This window comes from Sphingopyxis sp. YR583, assembly GCF_900108295.1.
Lineage (GTDB): Bacteria > Pseudomonadota > Alphaproteobacteria > Sphingomonadales > Sphingomonadaceae > Sphingopyxis.
Map to the genome: position 1 here is coordinate 1,187,999 of NZ_FNWK01000001.1, position 16,853 is coordinate 1,204,851.

General features: G+C 65.2%; 12 protein-coding genes. 7 read left to right on the forward strand and 5 right to left on the reverse strand.

Annotation, left to right across the window (positions count from 1 at the left end):
• The first annotated feature begins 70 nt into the window (after window positions 1–70).
• On the forward strand, window positions 71–643 hold the full coding sequence (locus BLW56_RS05440; protein WP_093509591.1) for a urate hydroxylase PuuD: 573 nt from the start codon (window positions 71–73) through the stop codon (window positions 641–643).
• Between the two features lie 53 nt (window positions 644–696).
• Here BLW56_RS05440 and BLW56_RS05445 read toward each other — a convergent pair whose 3' ends face one another.
• From BLW56_RS05445 to BLW56_RS05460, 4 genes are read right to left on the reverse strand one after another with little or no spacing between them, the layout of a single operon-like run.
• Window positions 697–1,251: a gamma carbonic anhydrase family protein gene (locus BLW56_RS05445; protein WP_093509592.1), complete on the reverse strand. Its 555-nt coding sequence runs from the start codon at window positions 1,249–1,251 to the stop codon at window positions 697–699.
• Complete coding sequence (locus BLW56_RS05450) at window positions 1,248–3,500, reverse strand: fused MFS/spermidine synthase (protein ID WP_093509593.1); 2,253 nt, start codon at window positions 3,498–3,500, stop codon at window positions 1,248–1,250. Before BLW56_RS05450 ends, BLW56_RS05445 begins: the two co-directional genes overlap by 4 nt.
• 4 nt (window positions 3,501–3,504) lie before the next feature.
• Window positions 3,505–4,509, reverse strand: coding sequence for a porphobilinogen synthase (gene hemB, locus BLW56_RS05455; RefSeq protein ID WP_093509594.1), 1,005 nt, complete (start codon window positions 4,507–4,509; stop codon window positions 3,505–3,507).
• Window positions 4,510–4,569: 60 nt separating this feature from the next.
• Window positions 4,570–6,087 carry a M23 family metallopeptidase gene (locus tag BLW56_RS05460; protein WP_256203316.1) on the reverse strand — a complete coding sequence of 506 codons (1,518 nt, stop codon included), beginning with the start codon at window positions 6,085–6,087 and terminating at the stop codon, window positions 4,570–4,572.
• A 301-nt stretch (window positions 6,088–6,388) separates the two neighbouring features.
• Here BLW56_RS05460 and BLW56_RS05465 point away from each other — a divergent pair, with 301 nt between their 5' ends.
• The 3 genes from BLW56_RS05465 (at window position 6,389) to fdxA (ending at window position 9,975) form a co-directional block, all read left to right on the forward strand.
• On the forward strand, window positions 6,389–9,166 hold the full coding sequence (locus BLW56_RS05465; RefSeq protein WP_093510804.1) for a helicase-related protein: 2,778 nt from the start codon (window positions 6,389–6,391) through the stop codon (window positions 9,164–9,166).
• Complete coding sequence (locus tag BLW56_RS05470; RefSeq protein WP_093509596.1) at window positions 9,166–9,465, forward strand: RNA-binding S4 domain-containing protein; 300 nt, start codon at window positions 9,166–9,168, stop codon at window positions 9,463–9,465. Before BLW56_RS05465 ends, BLW56_RS05470 begins: the two co-directional genes overlap by 1 nt.
• A gap of 171 nt (window positions 9,466–9,636) precedes the next feature.
• The gene (gene fdxA / locus BLW56_RS05475) at window positions 9,637–9,975 is read left to right on the forward strand and encodes a ferredoxin FdxA (protein ID WP_093509597.1); all 339 of its coding nucleotides are present in this window, start codon (window positions 9,637–9,639) and stop codon (window positions 9,973–9,975) included.
• 18 nt (window positions 9,976–9,993) lie between these two features.
• Here fdxA and BLW56_RS05480 read toward each other — a convergent pair whose 3' ends face one another.
• Window positions 9,994–10,812, reverse strand: coding sequence for a DUF2711 family protein (locus BLW56_RS05480; protein WP_093509598.1), 819 nt, complete (start codon window positions 10,810–10,812; stop codon window positions 9,994–9,996).
• A gap of 177 nt (window positions 10,813–10,989) precedes the next feature.
• On the opposite strand from BLW56_RS05480, the gene BLW56_RS05485 reads away from it, so the two are divergent.
• The 3 genes from BLW56_RS05485 to BLW56_RS05495 all read left to right on the forward strand — a co-directional run bounded on the left by BLW56_RS05485 (window position 10,990) and on the right by BLW56_RS05495 (window position 16,821).
• Window positions 10,990–11,640 (forward strand): ATP-dependent Clp protease proteolytic subunit, encoded by a 651-nt coding sequence (locus BLW56_RS05485; RefSeq protein WP_093509599.1) that lies wholly within the window; start codon window positions 10,990–10,992, stop codon window positions 11,638–11,640.
• A gap of 189 nt (window positions 11,641–11,829) precedes the next feature.
• Entirely contained in the window at window positions 11,830–13,101 is a 1,272-nt protein-coding gene (gene clpX / locus BLW56_RS05490) for an ATP-dependent Clp protease ATP-binding subunit ClpX (RefSeq protein ID WP_093510805.1), read from the forward strand.
• Between the two features lie 270 nt (window positions 13,102–13,371).
• A complete protein-coding gene (locus tag BLW56_RS05495) occupies window positions 13,372–16,821 on the forward strand; it encodes a TonB-dependent receptor (RefSeq protein WP_093509600.1) in 3,450 nt (1,149 codons plus the stop codon).
• Window positions 16,822–16,853: the final 32 nt, after the last annotated feature.

Sequence of the window (16,853 nt, forward strand, 5' to 3'; positions counted from 1 at the left end):
TCGGGCTGGCATAGCTGCGTCACCGGCACCGGGTCGCACGCGGGGGCCGCGATAAACAGGGGGAACTGCCATGGATAAATTTTTCGGGAACCTGCACGCCGTGCTCGGCGCGGGTCTTATACTCGCCATCGTCCTGATGCTCACGCTGAACGGCCAGAATTTCGAGGACGGAATTGCCGCGGGCAATGCGATCATGCGCTGGCTGCACACTTTCTTCGGCGTGCTGTGGATCGGCTTGCTTTACTATTTCAACTTCGTCCAGATTCCGACGATGCCGAAAATCCCGGCCGAGCTGAAACCGGCGGTCGGCAAGCATATCGCACCCGCCGCTTTGTTCTGGTTCCGTTGGGCGGCGCTGATCACCGTGCTGCTGGGCCTCGCCATCGCGGGTCACGCCAAATATCTGGCACCCGCGCTGGGGTTGCAGGATCCGTACAAGCTGATCGGCGTCGGCATGTGGTTGGGCCTGATCATGGCGTTCAACGTCTGGTTCGTCATCTGGCCGAACCAGAAAAAGGCGCTGGGCATCGTCGAGGCCGACGATGCGACCAAGGCGAAGGCTGCCAAGACCGCGATGATCTTTTCGCGGACCAACACCTTGCTGTCGATCCCGATGCTCTATGCGATGGTGAACTTCAGCTAATCGGCGAAGATTGCAAACAGGGCGCTCCGGGAGACCGGGGCGCCCTTTTCGTTTCAGCCCTCGATCGCCGCCTTGTGCATGCGGCCGTTCATCACATAATGCGCGACGCCCATCTGCATGCCCGCGGCCTGTGCATCGTCGATCTCGCGCACGCGGCGCGCGGGCGATCCGGCCCAGAGTTCGCGGTCGGGGATTTCCTTATTCTCGGTGAGGAGCGCGCCCGCGGCGAGCATCGCGTCGCTGCCGATCCGGCAGCCGTTCATCACCGTCGCTTTGAGGCCCACGAACGCCCGGTCCGCAAGGATGCAGCCATGCACCATCGCGAGATGGCCGATCAGCACATCCTCGCCGATGATCGTCGGAAAGCCGTCGGGGCGATGCGGCATCGGGCCGTCGCAATGGACGACGCTGCCGTCCTGGATGTTCGAACGCGCACCGACCACGATGCTGCTGACGTCGGCGCGGAGTACGCAATTATACCAGATGCTGACGTCGGGACCGATCGTCACGTCGCCGATGATCCGGCACCCCGGCGCGATGAAGGCGCTGGGGTCGATCTGCGGCGTCTTGCCGTTGACGCTGATGATGCTGACGTCTTGATAGGTCATTCGTCGCGGCCTCCGATAATATTCTTCCAGATCAGGACCGGCAGCGTCGAGGCATAATCGTCGGTCCAGCGGGTGAAACCGGGGCGTGCATCGACCGGCACCCACGCGTCGAGATCCATCGCGTCCTTGCGCGGGCGGATGCCGCCCGTCAATTGCTGCATCCGCTGCGGCGTCGCCGTCAGCGCGACCCAGTTCGATCCCGTGAGGTCGCCATATTCGTCGCCGATCGGTCCGGGATCCATTCGGATCGCGCTCGTCCAGCCGCGCGCCTTCGCTTCCGCCGCCAGCACCGGTTCCAGATCGAAGAAGCGGTTCGAGATGTGAATGAGCAGGATTCCGTCGGGCTTCATCGCGCGCGCGTAGATGCCGATCGCTTCCTTCGTCAGCAGGTGCAGCGGGATCGCGTCGGACGAGAAGGCGTCGATGACAATGACGTCGAAGCGGCCGGCGGGCTGATTGGCGAGTTGCAGTCGCGCGTCGCCGATGACGATCGGCGTGTCGCCGGCACAATCGGACAGGAAGGTGAATTTCGACGGATCGCGCGCGATGTCGACCATCACCGGATCGATTTCGAAGATCGTCCAGTGCTGGCCGGGTTTGCGGTAACAGGCGAGCGTTCCCGCCCCGAGGCCGACGATGCCGATCGATGCGTCCGGCCCGGCAAGCGCCGCTGCCTTGTCGAGCGTCAGGCCGACGCCCGACTGCGGACCGTAATAGGTGGTCGGATCGCGCCGGTGCGCGGCGTCGGTGCGCTGGAGACCGTGGAGCGTCGTCCCGTGGGCGAGGCGGCGCTGGTTCGATGCGGGATAGTCGGTGACGGTGTAGACGCCGAAATAGCTGCGCACGCGGGCGCCGGTGAAGCTTTCCTGGATCGTGTCCCAGCCGCCGACACCGATCATCAGCAACGCGAGCAAGGGCACATAGGCCCAGCGCCAGCCGATCACGAGAATGCCGATGACGAAGATCGCGATGCCCCACGCGGTCGTCCCGCTATCGAACCGGCCCGTCCATGCGTTCGCCATATGCCAGGCCCCGAATGCCGCAATCACGACGAGTATCGTGGCTGCGATACGCGTGATCTTCGGGTCGAGCCCCAGCCATTTGTCCCACGGGAAGAGCGCAGGAAGCGGCAGCAACAGCCCGGCGGCGAGGATCAGCAGCGGATGTTCGTACACCCAGTCGAAAATCAGCGGCGCGAACAAGGCCGCGAACAATCCGCCGAGCACGCCGCCCGCCGACATGATGAGATAGAAGAGCGTCAGATGCTGCGGCGCCGGACGCAGGTGATAGAGATAGCCGTGGAGCGCGGTCGCGATGACGAACAGCATCGCGAGACTGGCGAGCGCGACCATCATCGACCCGCCGCCCGAGCTCAAAAGCCCGAGCCCGCCAACCGCGAGCAACACCACCGGCGCGACCAGCGTGATGATCTGCGTCGGCCGCGCCATCGTCGAAAAGGCGATCACGAAACTGAGCAGATAGAGGCCGAGCGGTAGCACCCAGAGCAAGGGCATCGCGACGATGTCGGTGGTGAGGTGCGTCGTCGTCGACAGCATCAGCCCCGACGGCACGGCAGCGATCAGCAGCCAGTGGAGCTGGCGGCGGAGCGTCGGTCGCGGTTCGTCGGAGGCGGCCGCATGGCTTTCGGCGCCGCCATGCCAGCGCGCCGCGGCCGCCCCTGCGACGAGCAGGACCAGCAGGGCATAACCCGCGGTCCAGCCCCAGCTTTGCACCGCGAGCGGCATCGTCGGCTCGACGAGCGCCGGATAGCTGATCAGGCCGGCAAAGCTGCCGAGGTTCGACGCGGCGTAAAGATAATAGGGATCGCCCGCGCGCGCGTCGGCGGCGAACCAGCGCTGCATCAACGGCGCCTGCGCCGATACGACGAAGAAGACCGGGCCGATCGACGCGAGCAGGAGCAAGGGCACCCACAGCGCCTCCTGTCCCGGCGCGGGCGGTGCGATCTGGGCGATGCCGATCGGGAGCCAGAGCGCCGCGACGAGGAAAAGCGCGAGATGAATCGTCGCCTGACGCCGCACGGTGAAACGCCCGAGCCAGTGCGCATAGGCATAGCCGCCGAGCAACAGCGCCTGATAGACGAGCATCGCGCTGTTCCACACCGCGGGCGCGCCGCCCAGCTTGGGCAGCACCATGCGCGCAACCATCGGCTGGACGAGGAAGAGGAGGAAGCTGCCGACGAGGATCGTCAGCACGAACAGCCAGCGGCGCGGCGATGCGGAAGCGATCATATTATCAGGCGCCGAGCAGCCGCGCCGCGTGGAGCGCGTGATAGCTGAGCACGCCCGATGCACCGGCGCGGCGGAAGGCGAGCAATGTTTCGAGGACGAGCGCGTCGCGGTCGCCCGCACCCGCCGCTGCCGCTGCCGCGGCCTCGATCATCGCATATTCGCCCGACACCTGGTACGCGTAGACGGGTACCGCGAAATTGTCCTTCACCGCGCGAACGATGTCGAGATAGGGCAGCCCCGGCTTCACCATCACGCTGTCGGCGCCCTCGGCGAGATCCTGCGCGACTTCGCGGAGGGCCTCCTCGCTGTTCGCGGGGTCCATCTGATAGGTTTTCTTGTCACCCTTGAGCAGCCCGCGCGAGCCGACCGCATCACGGAACGGTCCGTAAAAGGCCGAGGCATATTTGGCAGCATAGCTCATGATCTGGACATGCCCGAAGCCTTCGGCCTCCAGCGCTTGACGGATCGCGCCGATGCGGCCGTCCATCATGTCGCTGGGCGCGATGATGTCGGCACCGGCGCGCGCCTGATTGAGCGCCTGCCCGACGAGCACCTCGACCGTCTCGTCGTTGAGCACATAGCCGGCATCGTCGATCAGCCCGTCCTGCCCGTGGCTGGTATAGGGATCGAGCGCGACGTCGGTGAGGATGCCGATGTCGTCGCCGAGCGCCTGCTTGATCGCGGCGGTGGCGCGGCACATCAGATTATCGGGATTGAGCGCCTCGCCGCCGTCCGCGCTGCGCCGATCAGGCTGCGTGTACGGAAAGAGCGCAAGGCACGGGATGCCTGCCGCAACCGCTTCCTTCGCGCGCTCGACGAGCAGGTCGACCGACCAGCGCGATACGCCGGGCAGGCTCGCTATCGGCTCTTCCTTGCCCGTTCCGTCGGCGACGAAGAGCGGCCAGATCAGGTTCGCGGGCGAGAGGTGCGTTTCGCGCACCATCGCGCGGCTCCAGCCGGTGCGGCGGGTGCGGCGCAGGCGCAGGTCGGGGAAAGCGGCTTGGGTCATGCGGGGTGCATAGCGGCGCTTGGCCGCGGGGCAAATGGATATTGCCGCTTCAGGTAAGGGTCAGATCCCGTCGCCCGCGCGTTTCGATGCCACATCGGCGAGGCTGCCGAGCTTCGGCCCCTCGACCTGTTGCGGGGCGATCGGGGCCAAGGCGGCACCGGGCGCGATCGACGTCAGCGACCGGATGCGCGCTCGAAAATCGGCGAGCGCCTTGCCTTCGAGCAGGGCACGGGTGACGAAGGTCACCGACGACGGGTTCACCGCGCGCCCGTTGCGATAGAGTTCGTAATGGAGGTGCGGGCCCGTCGAGAGGCCGGTCGAGCCGATATAGCCGATCACCTGCCCGCGATTGACGCGCTGGCCGGGGCGCACCGCGATGCGGCTCATATGGCCGTAACCGGTGCCGAGGCCGTTGCCGTGGTTGAGCTTCACATAATTGCCGAAGCCGCCATGCCGCCCGGCGATCGTCACGACGCCGTCGGTCACCGCATAGATGGGCGCGCCATAGCCGCCGCCGAAATCCATGCCGCTGTGCATGCGCTTGTAGCCGAGGATCGGATGGCGGCGCATGCCGAAGGTCGAGGTCACCCGGCCGTTTGTGGGCCGCGCCATGCCGCCGCGCTGTTCGCCGACACCCGATGCCTCATACCATTGGGTCCGGCCGTCAACCGTCCATTCGAGCATCGAGAGTTTCGGTTTCCCGCCGCGGATCAGGCCCGCATAGAGCAATTTGCCCGTCTCGCTCTCACCCGTCTCGGCGCGGCGATGGTCGACGATGATGTCGAATTCGTCGCCGGCCCGAATGTCGCTGCCGACCGAAATCTGTTTGCCGACGACGCGCAGATAGGACTGGATCGCCGCGGGCGGCGCACCGGCGGCGCGCGCCGAACGATAGAGGCTGTCGCCAACGCGGCCGCGGATTCGCAGCGGGGTCGCATCGACGGCGATCGGAATGCGGCGCATCACAAGTTGGCCGCCGACACGCTCCATCTCGATCCGCAGGTCGAAACGCGCGCGCATCGCGAGCGCCTCGACCGGGCGCGGCATCGTGCGCGCGGCGCGGCGGCCGAGGATGAGGTCGATGCGCGTGCCCGGCGCGATGTCGGCAAGCGGAACCGCGCCCGACACCTGATTGGCGAGCGCCTGCGCCTCGCTGCTGCCGACACCCGAACGTTCGAGCAGGCGCGCGAAGCTGTCGCCGCTACCCAGCGTGGCGGCGAGTTCGATCTGCGGGCGTTCCGGGGTTTGCGTCAGCGGACGGACCGCGTCGGTCGCCGCCATATGACGTCCGGTGTCGCCGCCGAAAGCGAGCGGCACGATCATCTGCGCACGCGCTTCGTTGAAATCGGCGGCGTCGAGCGCGGGCGTGCCGCCGACCTCGAGCGGCTGGATACCGGGGAAGGTCGCGATCGCCGTGCCGCAGAGCAAGGTTAATGTCGCGAGACCGCGCCACCATATGGCCGAACCGATATTGTCGCCAAGGTCGGGAACGAGGTCGAGCTCTGCCAGCCGATCGCGCCAGCCGAGATGCGGTTCGGCACCGGAATCGGCGCGCCGCAGCGGTATCGCTTGCGACATCGTGAGGGCGGCGGCGTTGCCGGACATCCCCGCGATGGGTTCGTGACGCTGAAACAAATTGCAACCCCCGCTCGGCGACCAAACCCTACACCCGGCCGCCGAATGATGTTTTCGTGGGCTGGTCTGTAAAGAAAGGTCGTTAAAGTCAATTTAATGGCCGACCCGTCGCACGTCCTTGCGGCGAGGCGTGGCGGGGTCGGGATATTATGCAACAGTGGCGAAAAAATCGGCCCCCGCCCTGCGGTTCGACGATCGCCTGTTGCGCGGGAACCCTGCGCATGCCAGCTTGGTCCGCAAGAAAATGACCTCTTCCTCTTCCCAGCCGGTCAAGGCTGTCCTTGGCCCCACCAACACCGGCAAAACCCATTTGGCGGTCGAGCGCCTGACCGCCCGGTCGAGCGGCATGATCGGCTTTCCGCTGCGCCTTTTGGCGCGCGAAGTGTACGACCGTGTGGTCGCGATCAAGGGCGCGGCGCAGGTCGGGCTGGTCACCGGTGAAGAGCGAATCATCCCGCCCGATGCGCGCTACCTGCTCGGCACGATGGAAGCGCTGCCCGTCGAACGCGACGTCGCCTTTGTCGGGATCGACGAAGCGCAGCTCGGCGCCGATCCCGAGCGCGGGCATGTCTTTACCGACCGCCTGCTCCGCGCGCGCGGACGCGAGGAAACGATGATCCTCGGTTCGGCGAGCATAAGAGGACTGGTCAAGGGGTTGATCCCGGAGGCCGAGATCATCACCCGGCCGCGCTTTTCGACCCTGAGCTATGCCGGGTCGTCGAAGCTGTCGCGCCTGCCCAAACGGTCGGCGATCGTCGCCTTTTCGGCCGAGGAAGTGTATGCGATCGCCGAAATGCTGCGCCGCTTTTCGGGCGGCGCCGCCGTGGTGATGGGCGCGCTCAGTCCGAAGACGCGCAACTCGCAGGTCGCGATGTTCGAGGCCGGCGAGGTCGATTATCTCATCGCGACCGACGCGATCGGCATGGGGCTGAACCTAAACGTCCAGCATGTCGCCTTTGCGAGCTTGCAGAAATTCGACGGGCGACGCCTGCGGCGACTGACGGTTTCGGAGATGGCGCAGATCGCGGGGCGCGCGGGGCGGCACCAGCAGGACGGCAGCTTCGGCACCGTCGGCCTGCCGCAAGGCGGCTTCACGCCCGAGGAAATCGCCGCGATCGAGGGGCATCATTTCCCGCCGCTCTCCAGCCTGTTCTGGCGCAACCCGACGCCCGGTTTCGGATCGCTCGACCAGCTTTTGTCCGACCTGGCGCAGCCGCCGTCGCAGCCGATGCTGCGCGCTGCGCCCGAAGCGGTCGACATCGCGGTCCTCAAACATCTTGCGGGCGACATGGAAGTGCGCGCACGCGGCGGCGATTTCGATGCCGTCCAGCGCCTGTGGGACGTGTGCGGACTCCCCGATTTCGAGCAATTGGGCGCCGAACATCACAGCCGCACGGTGTTCAAGCTGTGGCAGTGGCGCACGAACGGCGACGGGACGATCGATCCCGACTGGTTCGCGCGGCGCCTTGCGCGGCTGAGCGACGTCGAGGGCGATATCGACCAGCTCGCGAGCCGCATCGCCGCGGTCCGCACGCTCTGTTTCATCGCGCAGCGCGGCGACTGGATCGCGGGCGCGGCGGGTTGGACCGAGCAGACGCAGGTGCTCGAATCGCGGCTTTCGGACGCACTGCATGCGGCGCTCGCGCAGCGCTTCGTCGACCGCCGGCTCGCGCTGCTGCTGCGCGACGCGGGGCAGCGGGATGCCGCGCTGCCGGTCGCGGTCGGCGCCGACGGCACCGTCGCGGTCGATGGCGAGCCGATCGGTACTCTGAAAGGATTTCAGTTCAAGGTCGATCCGGTCGCCAAGGCGAGCGATCATCGCATGCTGCTCGCGGCGGCCGAAAAGCATCTCCGCGCCGAACTGGCGCGCCGCGCGACCGCACTGGCCGAGGGCGACGACAGCGCGCTGTCGCTGATCGCCGAGCCGGGGACGCCGCCGCGGCTGGCCTGGCACGGCCACGCCATCGCGACGCTCGCGCGCGGGCCGACGCTCGTCCAGCCGGCGATCCAGATCGACCCCTCGCTCCGCCGGCTCGAATTGCATCAGGTGCAGGCGATTTCCGAACGGCTGCAGCGCTTCGTCGCCGCACAGCTCACGCGCCACGCAGGGCCGCTTGCCGCGATGGGCGAAGCGGCGGGCGACCTGTTCACCCCGCCGCGCGTGCGCGCGCTGCTCGCCGCGCTCACCGACAACAGCGGGACGATCGGCCGCGCCGCCGTCGAGGATCAGCTGGCCGCCCTCACCCCCGAAGAGCGCCCGCAGCTGCGCAAGCTCGGCTTTACCATCGGCTCGCTCGACCTGTTCCATCCGCTGCTTTTGAAGCCCGAGGCGGTGCGCTGGCGCGCGGCGCTGACGGCGGCGCAGCAGGGCGCCCCCGTTCCAGCGCTGCCGCCGCACGGCGCGGTGCTGCAAAAGGCGGGCAGCCAGGCCGGGCTGACAATCGCGGGCTTTCGTCGCTGCGCGTCGGGCTGGCTGCGCATCGACATGGCCGAAAAGCTGGCGCGTCAGGCGCATGCCGCGCGGATGCAGGCGGCGGCACCGCCGACCGCACCGATGGCGAGCGGCGACGACGATCATCATGACGATCATGGTGAGGAGGCGCATGGCGCGCCGCCGCCCGGCTTCGTCATCGACACGGCGCTCGCGACTTCGCTCGGGCTCGACGAGGAAACGCGCCGCGCGCTGCTCGGCAGTTTCGGATTCCGCAGCGTCGGTGAGCCGGAGCTGCAGCGCTGGCGCTGGTCGGGGCTGCGCAAGGCGGCCGAAAAGCGTCCGCGCCGCAAACCGAAACCGCAGCGCAAGAATGCCGAGACGCCGGCGCGCGCCGCGGCGAACGGCGATACGCGGCGGCCGCCTGCACATCAGGTGAAGGGCAAGCGCGGCAAGCCGGGCAAGCCCCGCGTCGATACGCCGCGCCCACCGCGGCCCGATCGCCCCGACCGGCAGCCGCGCCGCGGTCCCTCGCCCAACAGCCCGTTCGCGGGCCTTGCCGCGCTGCTCGCGGACGCGCGCAAAGACTGATGGCGAGCCCGGGCGCCGCAGGGAGCATCCGGCTGGACAAGCTGCTGTGGTTCCTGCGCTTCGCCCGTTCGCGCAGCATCGCGCAGGCGATGGTCGAGGCGGGGCATATCAGGCTCGACGGGCGGCGGATCACGCGCTCGTCGTGCGCGGTGCATGCGGGCGCGACGCTGGTGCTGCCGGTGGGCGAACAGATCGAGGTCATTCGCCTGCTCTCGCTCCCCCTCCGCCGCGGCCCCGCGCCCGAGGCGCAGGCCTGTTATGTCCGCCTCGACTCGCAGGCACCCGCCGCCTCCAGTTGAGCTATCGTGCCGACAGGAAAAGCTGTCGCCCGAAACCCCCGGCTTTTTCGTATCGAGTGAGAGTGATTCGCAACTGTCGCTTTGCGTTGACGTGCCGCGTCAACGCGGAATAGAGGCGTGTCCGATGGATGTCGGACGGCAAGGGTGCCGCCGACAAAGGGAGCTGAACCCATGACCTATGTCGTCACCGATGCCTGCGTCCGGTGCAAATATATGGACTGTGTCGAGGTGTGCCCCGTCGACTGTTTCTATGAGGGCGAGAATATGCTCGTCATCAACCCTAATGAATGCATCGACTGCGGCGTGTGCGAACCCGAATGCCCGGCCGAGGCGATCCTGCCCGACACCGAGAGCGGCCTTGAGAAATGGCTGGAAGTGAACAGCAAGTTCAGCGCCGAATGGCCGAACATCACGGTCAAGAAGGACACGCCGCCCGACGCCGACGAGTTTAAGGGCGTCGAGAACAAGTTCGAGACGCTCTTCTCGCCCGAACCCGGCGAAGGCGACTGACCGAATTGGGTTACGCCGCTATTCGACCAGCGGAATGGGCGGCTCGGTCAACCAGTAGGCGGTGGTTGCGGTATCACACCAGAAGCCTTCGAAGAGCTGGCTGAGCCGGATCCCGGCAAGCCCTGCCTCGGTCCCCAATATCAGCGTGTAAAAGCTGTCCCAATGCACCCAGGCAAGTAGCGACCGGTCGGGCGCAAAAAGGCGCCGCGCACCATAGGCGGGCACGTCTTCCACGCCGACCCACGGCTTTTTGCCCGCAAGCGCCGACAGGTCGACGAGCCGCTCTTCGTCTCCGAATTCGTCGCCCGCGATGATCTCGCGATGACCGGCACGCGCGAACATCTGGATCAGCGCGCCTTGCATCACGGGTTCGAACCGGCCTTCGGTCGGCAAAAACAGCGCCTCTCTATCGCAATAGCGGAGCAGCCGTTCGGTCGACGCAGAATCGGCAAGGTCGTCGCGAAGCCCGTGGATATTCGTCCGAAGCGCGCGGTCGAGTTCGCAGTGATCGGAGAAACCGGCCGCCCGTGCAACCGCCTGCCACCCGATCGTGCGGCCGAAACGCTTGGCGATCGTGTCGACCGCGTCCGCCTCGATCTCCTTGCCGAGCTTTCGCGCAGCCTTCGCTTCATCGGCCCACTCGAGCAATTCCGCCCCATCGGGCATCTCGGACCGCAGCAGGGTGAGCGAACCGCTTTCGCATGCACCCGGGTGTAGGCCTTCGACGGAAAAAAATGGGTGGAGCGCTACGAAGGCGTGCTGAAAAGCACCGCCATACCATGGCAATATGGGCGTATCGTCGGGCGGCCCGAATTTCGTAAGCTCGTCCTGATCCATCGCCCGTTCCTACGCACTATCCGCGCCACTGTCTGCCACACGGCGTCCGAATTCAAACCATAAGCACGCGCGTTTCCCCCCTTGAATCCCTTTCGCCGCGCGACGATGTAGGTCGCGGAGGGGCAGCCCACCGGATTCTCCGGTGCGGCATCCCGATAACACAAGGACGAAATTCCAATGATCGACCCGCTCGCAGCCCTTGTTCCCGTCGTCGTCGAGCAGACGAGCCGCGGCGAACGCAGCTTCGACATCTTCTCCCGCCTGCTGCGCGAACGGATCATCTTCGTCACCGGCGAGGTCGAGGACAATATGGCCTCGCTGATCACGGCCCAGCTTCTGTTCCTCGAATCGGAAAATCCGAAGAAGGACATCTATATGTACATCAACTCGCCGGGCGGCGTCGTCACGGCGGGCATGGCGATCCATGACACGATGCAATATATCCGCCCGCGCGTCGGCACGGTGTGCATCGGCCAGGCGGCGTCGATGGGCAGCTTCCTTCTCGCCGCCGGTGAGCCCGGCATGCGCGTCGCGCTGACCAACGCCCGCGTCATGGTCCACCAGCCGTCGGGCGGTGCACGCGGCATGGCGTCGGATATCGAGATCCAGGCCAAGGAAATCCTGCGCATCCGCAAGCGGATGAACGATCTCTATGTGAAATATACGGGCAAGTCGCTGAAAGAGATCGAAAAGGCGATGGACCGCGACACGTTCCTCGAGGCCGACGAAGCGCAGGCCTTCGGCCTTGTCGACCATGTGTACGACCGCCGCCCGGGCCTGCCCGGCGACGACGCGCCGAAGGATGTGAGCGAAGGTCCGACGCCCTGACCCGATCATATCGCGGCGCCGGCCTGCCGACGAAAGTTGCCGGTAACCGCGTTTCTTGACGTCCGCTTGGCATCTTGGTGCCAAGCTGGACATTGAACCGATGTCACCCAATTGCCATATTGTAATTGGGTGACCGGGGGCTAGGATAAGAGAGGCGACGCCCCTTTTGGGCCCGCCATGGGAATGTTTATGACGAAATTGAGTGGCTCGGACAGCAAGAGCACCCTTTACTGCTCCTTCTGCGGCAAGTCGCAGCACGAAGTCCGCAAGCTGATTGCCGGTCCGACCGTGTTCATCTGCGACGAATGTGTCGAGCTGTGCAACGATATCATCCGCGAAGAAATCAAGGGCGGGATCGCCGCACGCAAGGACGGCGCGGTGCCGACGCCGCTGGAAATCTGCCAGCATCTCGATTCCTATGTGATCGGCCAGAACACCGCCAAGCGCGTGCTGTCGGTCGCGGTCCACAACCATTACAAGCGCCTCGCGAACAGCGGCCGCGGCGACGATGTCGAACTGGCGAAGTCGAACATCCTGCTCGTCGGCCCGACCGGCAGCGGCAAGACCCTGCTCGCGCAGACGCTCGCACGCTTCCTCGACGTGCCCTTCACCATGGCCGACGCGACGACGCTGACCGAAGCCGGCTATGTCGGCGAGGATGTCGAGAATATCATCCTGAAGCTGTTGCAGGCCAGCGACTATAATGTCGAAAAGGCGCAGCGCGGCATCGTCTATATCGACGAGATCGATAAAATCTCGCGCAAGGCCGAAAACCCGTCGATCACCCGCGACGTGTCGGGCGAAGGCGTGCAGCAGGCGCTGCTCAAGCTGATGGAAGGCACGACCGCGAGCGTTCCGCCGCAGGGCGGCCGCAAGCATCCGCAGCAGGAATTCCTGCAGGTCGACACGACGAACATCCTGTTCATCGCGGGCGGCGCGTTCAGCGGGCTCGAAAAGATCATCGGCGACCGTCTGCAGGGCAAGTCGATCGGTTTCGGCGCGCATGTCGCCGGCCCCGACGAACGCCGCCAAGGCGAAGTGCTGAAGAATATCGAACCCGAAGATCTGCTGAAATTCGGCCTGATCCCCGAATTCGTCGGCCGTCTGCCGGTCATCGCGACGCTCGAGGATCTCGACATCGACGCGCTGGTCAAGATTCTCGGCGAGCCCAAGAATGCGCTGGTCAAGCAGTATAAGAAGCTGTTCGACCTGGAGGAGGTCGCTCTGACCTTCACCGACGATGCGCTGGTCGCGGTCGCCAAGAAGGCGATCGAACGCAAGACCGGCGCACGCGGCCTCCGCTCGATCGTCGAGGCGATCCTGCTCGACACGATGTTCGACCTGCCCGACCTGACCGACGTGGTCGAGATCGTCGTCGACAAGGATGTCGTCGAGGGCCGCAAGGATCCGGTCCGTGTTTATGCCGACAAGGCGAAGGAAGCCGCGGGCGACGCCGCCTGAGTCGCACATGGGGCGCCCCGCGGGGCGCCCTTTTATGTTGCATTGCAGCAACAGTTTTCAGAAAAAATGCATTAGCGCCTGTGGATAAAACCGCGCGCGCGACGCAAATTCGCGTTTTTTCCATTTCTTTGGATACGGCGCGGCCCTCGCGGCTTGCACTGTCACATTTGCTGTCACAATCGTGCCACATGCGGGCTTCAGGGGCGCTCGCAGGTCAGGCGCGCCCCGTTAGCGCGCCTGCCAACTACTGCACCAAGGGGACATCCTGACATGAAACTTCGTTATTCGATCGCCGCTAGCCTGATGGCTATCAGCGTCGCCACCATCGTGGCGGCGCCGGCGCAGGCACAGCAAATCACCACCGGCATCCAGGGTCAGGTCAACGACGACAACGGCGCACCGATCAGCGGCGCGACGGTCGTCATCACCGACACCCGCACCGGCGCCGCACGCACCATCACCACCGGTGCAGACGGACGCTTTGCTGCCTCGGGCCTGGTTACGGGCGGCCCCTACAGCGTGTCGGCCAACGCAGGTGACTATGAAGGCCAGTCGCTCAGCGACGTTTACACGACTTTGCAGGGCAACACCTCGCTCACCTTCGCGCTGGCATCGGGCGGCGGCGAAATCGTCGTTACGGGCTCGCGCGTTCGCGTAACCCAGCTGGCAGTCGGGCCGGGCACCAGCTTCGCCGCCGAAGTGCTGGAAAATGCACCGAGCTTCAACCGCGACATCCGCGACATCATCCGCCTCGACCCGCGCGTCAGCCTCGACCGCGACGATGGTGGTTCGGGCGTCGATCGCATTTCGTGCCTTGGCGCCAACGACCGCGGTAACGCCTTCACGGTGGACGGCATCAGCCAGGGCGACGTTTACGGCCTGAACGACACCGGCTTCTCGTCGCGCAGCTCGACGCCGCTGCCCTATGACGCGGTCCGCGAAACGCAGGTCCAGTTTGCGCCCTTCGACGTCGACTATGGCCAGTTCACGGGTTGCGCAGTCAATGTCGTGACCAAGTCGGGTACCAACGACTATCGCTTTGGCGGCTTCTTCGAATATTCGGACAACGGCATGCGCGGCGACAGCGTCCGCGGCGTCGCCGTGGCGCCGATCAAGCCCGACAAGCGCTGGGGCGCCTGGCTGGGCGCGCCGATCATCAAGGATCGCCTGTTCATTTTCGGTGCCTATGAGCATCAGGAAGCCGGCCAGTCGCAGGACGACGGTCCGTCGGGTGCAGGCTATGCCAACTCGCAGGCCGGCATCTCGCTGACCCAGTTCAACGAGATTTCGCAGGTTCTGCGCGACGTCTACAAGGTCGATACTGGCCCGCTGGTGACCAACCGCCCTTACACGAACGACCGCTATTTCGTTCGTGCCGACTTGCAGATCAACGACCAGCATCGCCTTGAAGCGACCTATCAGCGGCTCGAAGAGTCGGTGATCCGCCCCGACGACCTGTTCACCGGCAACTCGCCGCAGGCGGTCGGCCGCAACACCTTCTACAACAGCGGCACCAAGTCGAATTACTATTCGGGTCGCCTCTATTCGCAGTGGACCGACAGCTTCTCGACCGAATTGCGCTATTCGCGTTCGGAAGTTCGGGATCTTCAGGATCCGGTCGGCGGCGGCGAAGCCCAATCGGCGAACCCGATTCCGCGCATCATCGTCGGCATCAACAACGCGGTGGGTGCCCCCGGCAGCAACGGATCGGGTATCAACGGCGCCGTCCTCGCCGGACCCGGTACGTCGCGCTCGGCCAACGATCTGCGGACGAACATCGACCAGTATCGCGCCGTCGCCAAGCTGGAGCGTGGCGCTCACACGCTGAAGGTTGGCGCCGAACTCAACCGCGCCGATCTGTTCAACCTGTTTGTCCAGAACGCGACCGGTACGCTGGTATTCAGCAGCATCGCCGACCTGCGCGCAGGCCTGCTGTCGCCGGGTACCGGCAACAACCAGACGTCGACGACGCCGGCCAACGTCGTCAGCGGCGCAACCGAAGGCGCGTTCGGTAACGTCACGGCAACGGGCGACATCAATAGCGCCGCCGCGCAGTTCACCCGCAACCTCTACTCGGTCTTTGCGCAGGACGAATGGCAGATCAACGACGCGCTCAGCGCCGTCGCCGGCGTCCGCGTCGACTGGTATGACGGTGGTCGCCCGGACTATAATCCGGTCTTCCAGCAGCGCTACGGTATCACCAATGCGACCGGCTTCAGCAATCTGGCCCCGATCGTGATGCCGCGCCTCGCGCTGACATACGACATGAACGACTTTGCCGTATTCAGCCGCGCACAGCTTCGCGGCGGCGTCGGCATCTTCTCGGGCGGCGATCCGCTCGTCTGGTTCGGCAACGCCTTCCAGAATGACGGCAGCGCCTTTGCGCTGGGTTCGACCCAGGCGGCCGGCTGCCCCACCGGGCAGATCAGCGTCCTGACCAATGGTCAGTTCACGGGCGTTCCGACCTGCTTCCAGCAAGCTGCTTCGGCTTCGGCTGCGCGCGGCCAGGGCTTCACGCAGTCGATCGATCCCGACATCAAGATCCCGTCGGTGTTTCGTGCCAACATCGGCTTCTCGTCGGAACTGAACTTCGCCCCCAGCGGGTTCTTCAGCGGCTGGAACCTGAACCTCGACTATATCTACAGCAAATATCGTGACGCCTACACGATCGTCGATCTCAGCCAGGTTCCCGACATTCGTCGCGGCCTGAACGGCTTCGCGATCGATGGTCGTCCGGTCTATGCGACGATCGATCCGCTGAACGCGGGTTGCACCGCCCAGCTGACCGGCATCACCCCGACCCCGGTTTACACAGGCGTCAATGCGGCCTGCTATACCACGGCGCGCGAAGACGAACTGATGCTGACCAATGGCGGCAGCTTCCGCAGCCACTCGGCTTCGTTCATGCTGTCGAAGAATTTCGACGGCGGCATCTTCACCGACGGCGGTTCGGCATATTTCAGCCTCGGCTATGCCTTCTCGGATTCGCAAGATCGTCGCAACATGTACAATTCGACCGCTGGGTCGAATTATGACCAGACCGCTGCGTTCGACCGTCAGAACCCGGCCGCTTCGCGTGGCTTCTTCAACAGCCGTCACAACATCACGCTGTCGACGTCGTTCGAGGAAACCTTCTTCGGCGATCTCGGTACGCGCTTCGGCTTCACCGCCGTTGCCCGGTCGGGCCGTCCGTACAGCCTGACCTTCACGGGTACGGGTGTGTTCGGCGACAGCGCCTCCGGTGCGGATAACGCGCTCGCCTATATCCCGACGGGTGCGAACGATCCGAACGTTTCGAGCCTGTCGACCCCGGGAGTTGCCCAGACCATCGCCGATTTCGCGAGCAACCTCGGTTGCGCCAAGAAATATATGGGCCGCACGATCGATCGTAACACCTGCTCGAACGACTGGTATTTCGACGTCGATCTGTCCTTCTCGCAAGAGCTGCCCGGACCGGGCAACCTCTTCGGCAAGAAGGACAAGATCAAGCTCTACGCGACAATGGACAACTTCCTGAACTTCCTCGACCAGGATTGGAACGTCCAGCGCCGCCGCGATTTTGCGGGTCGTCAGGACATCGCCAACGTCAGCGGCGTCGATGCACAGGGCAAGTATATCTTCACCAACGCCGCAGGTATCGCGACCTTCGACGCCGACAATCTGGTCAACGTCAGCTCGTCGGTATGGCGCCTGAAGGTTGGCGTGTCTTACGAGTTCTAATCTCGACAGAGACGCAAGGAATTAGGGCGCGG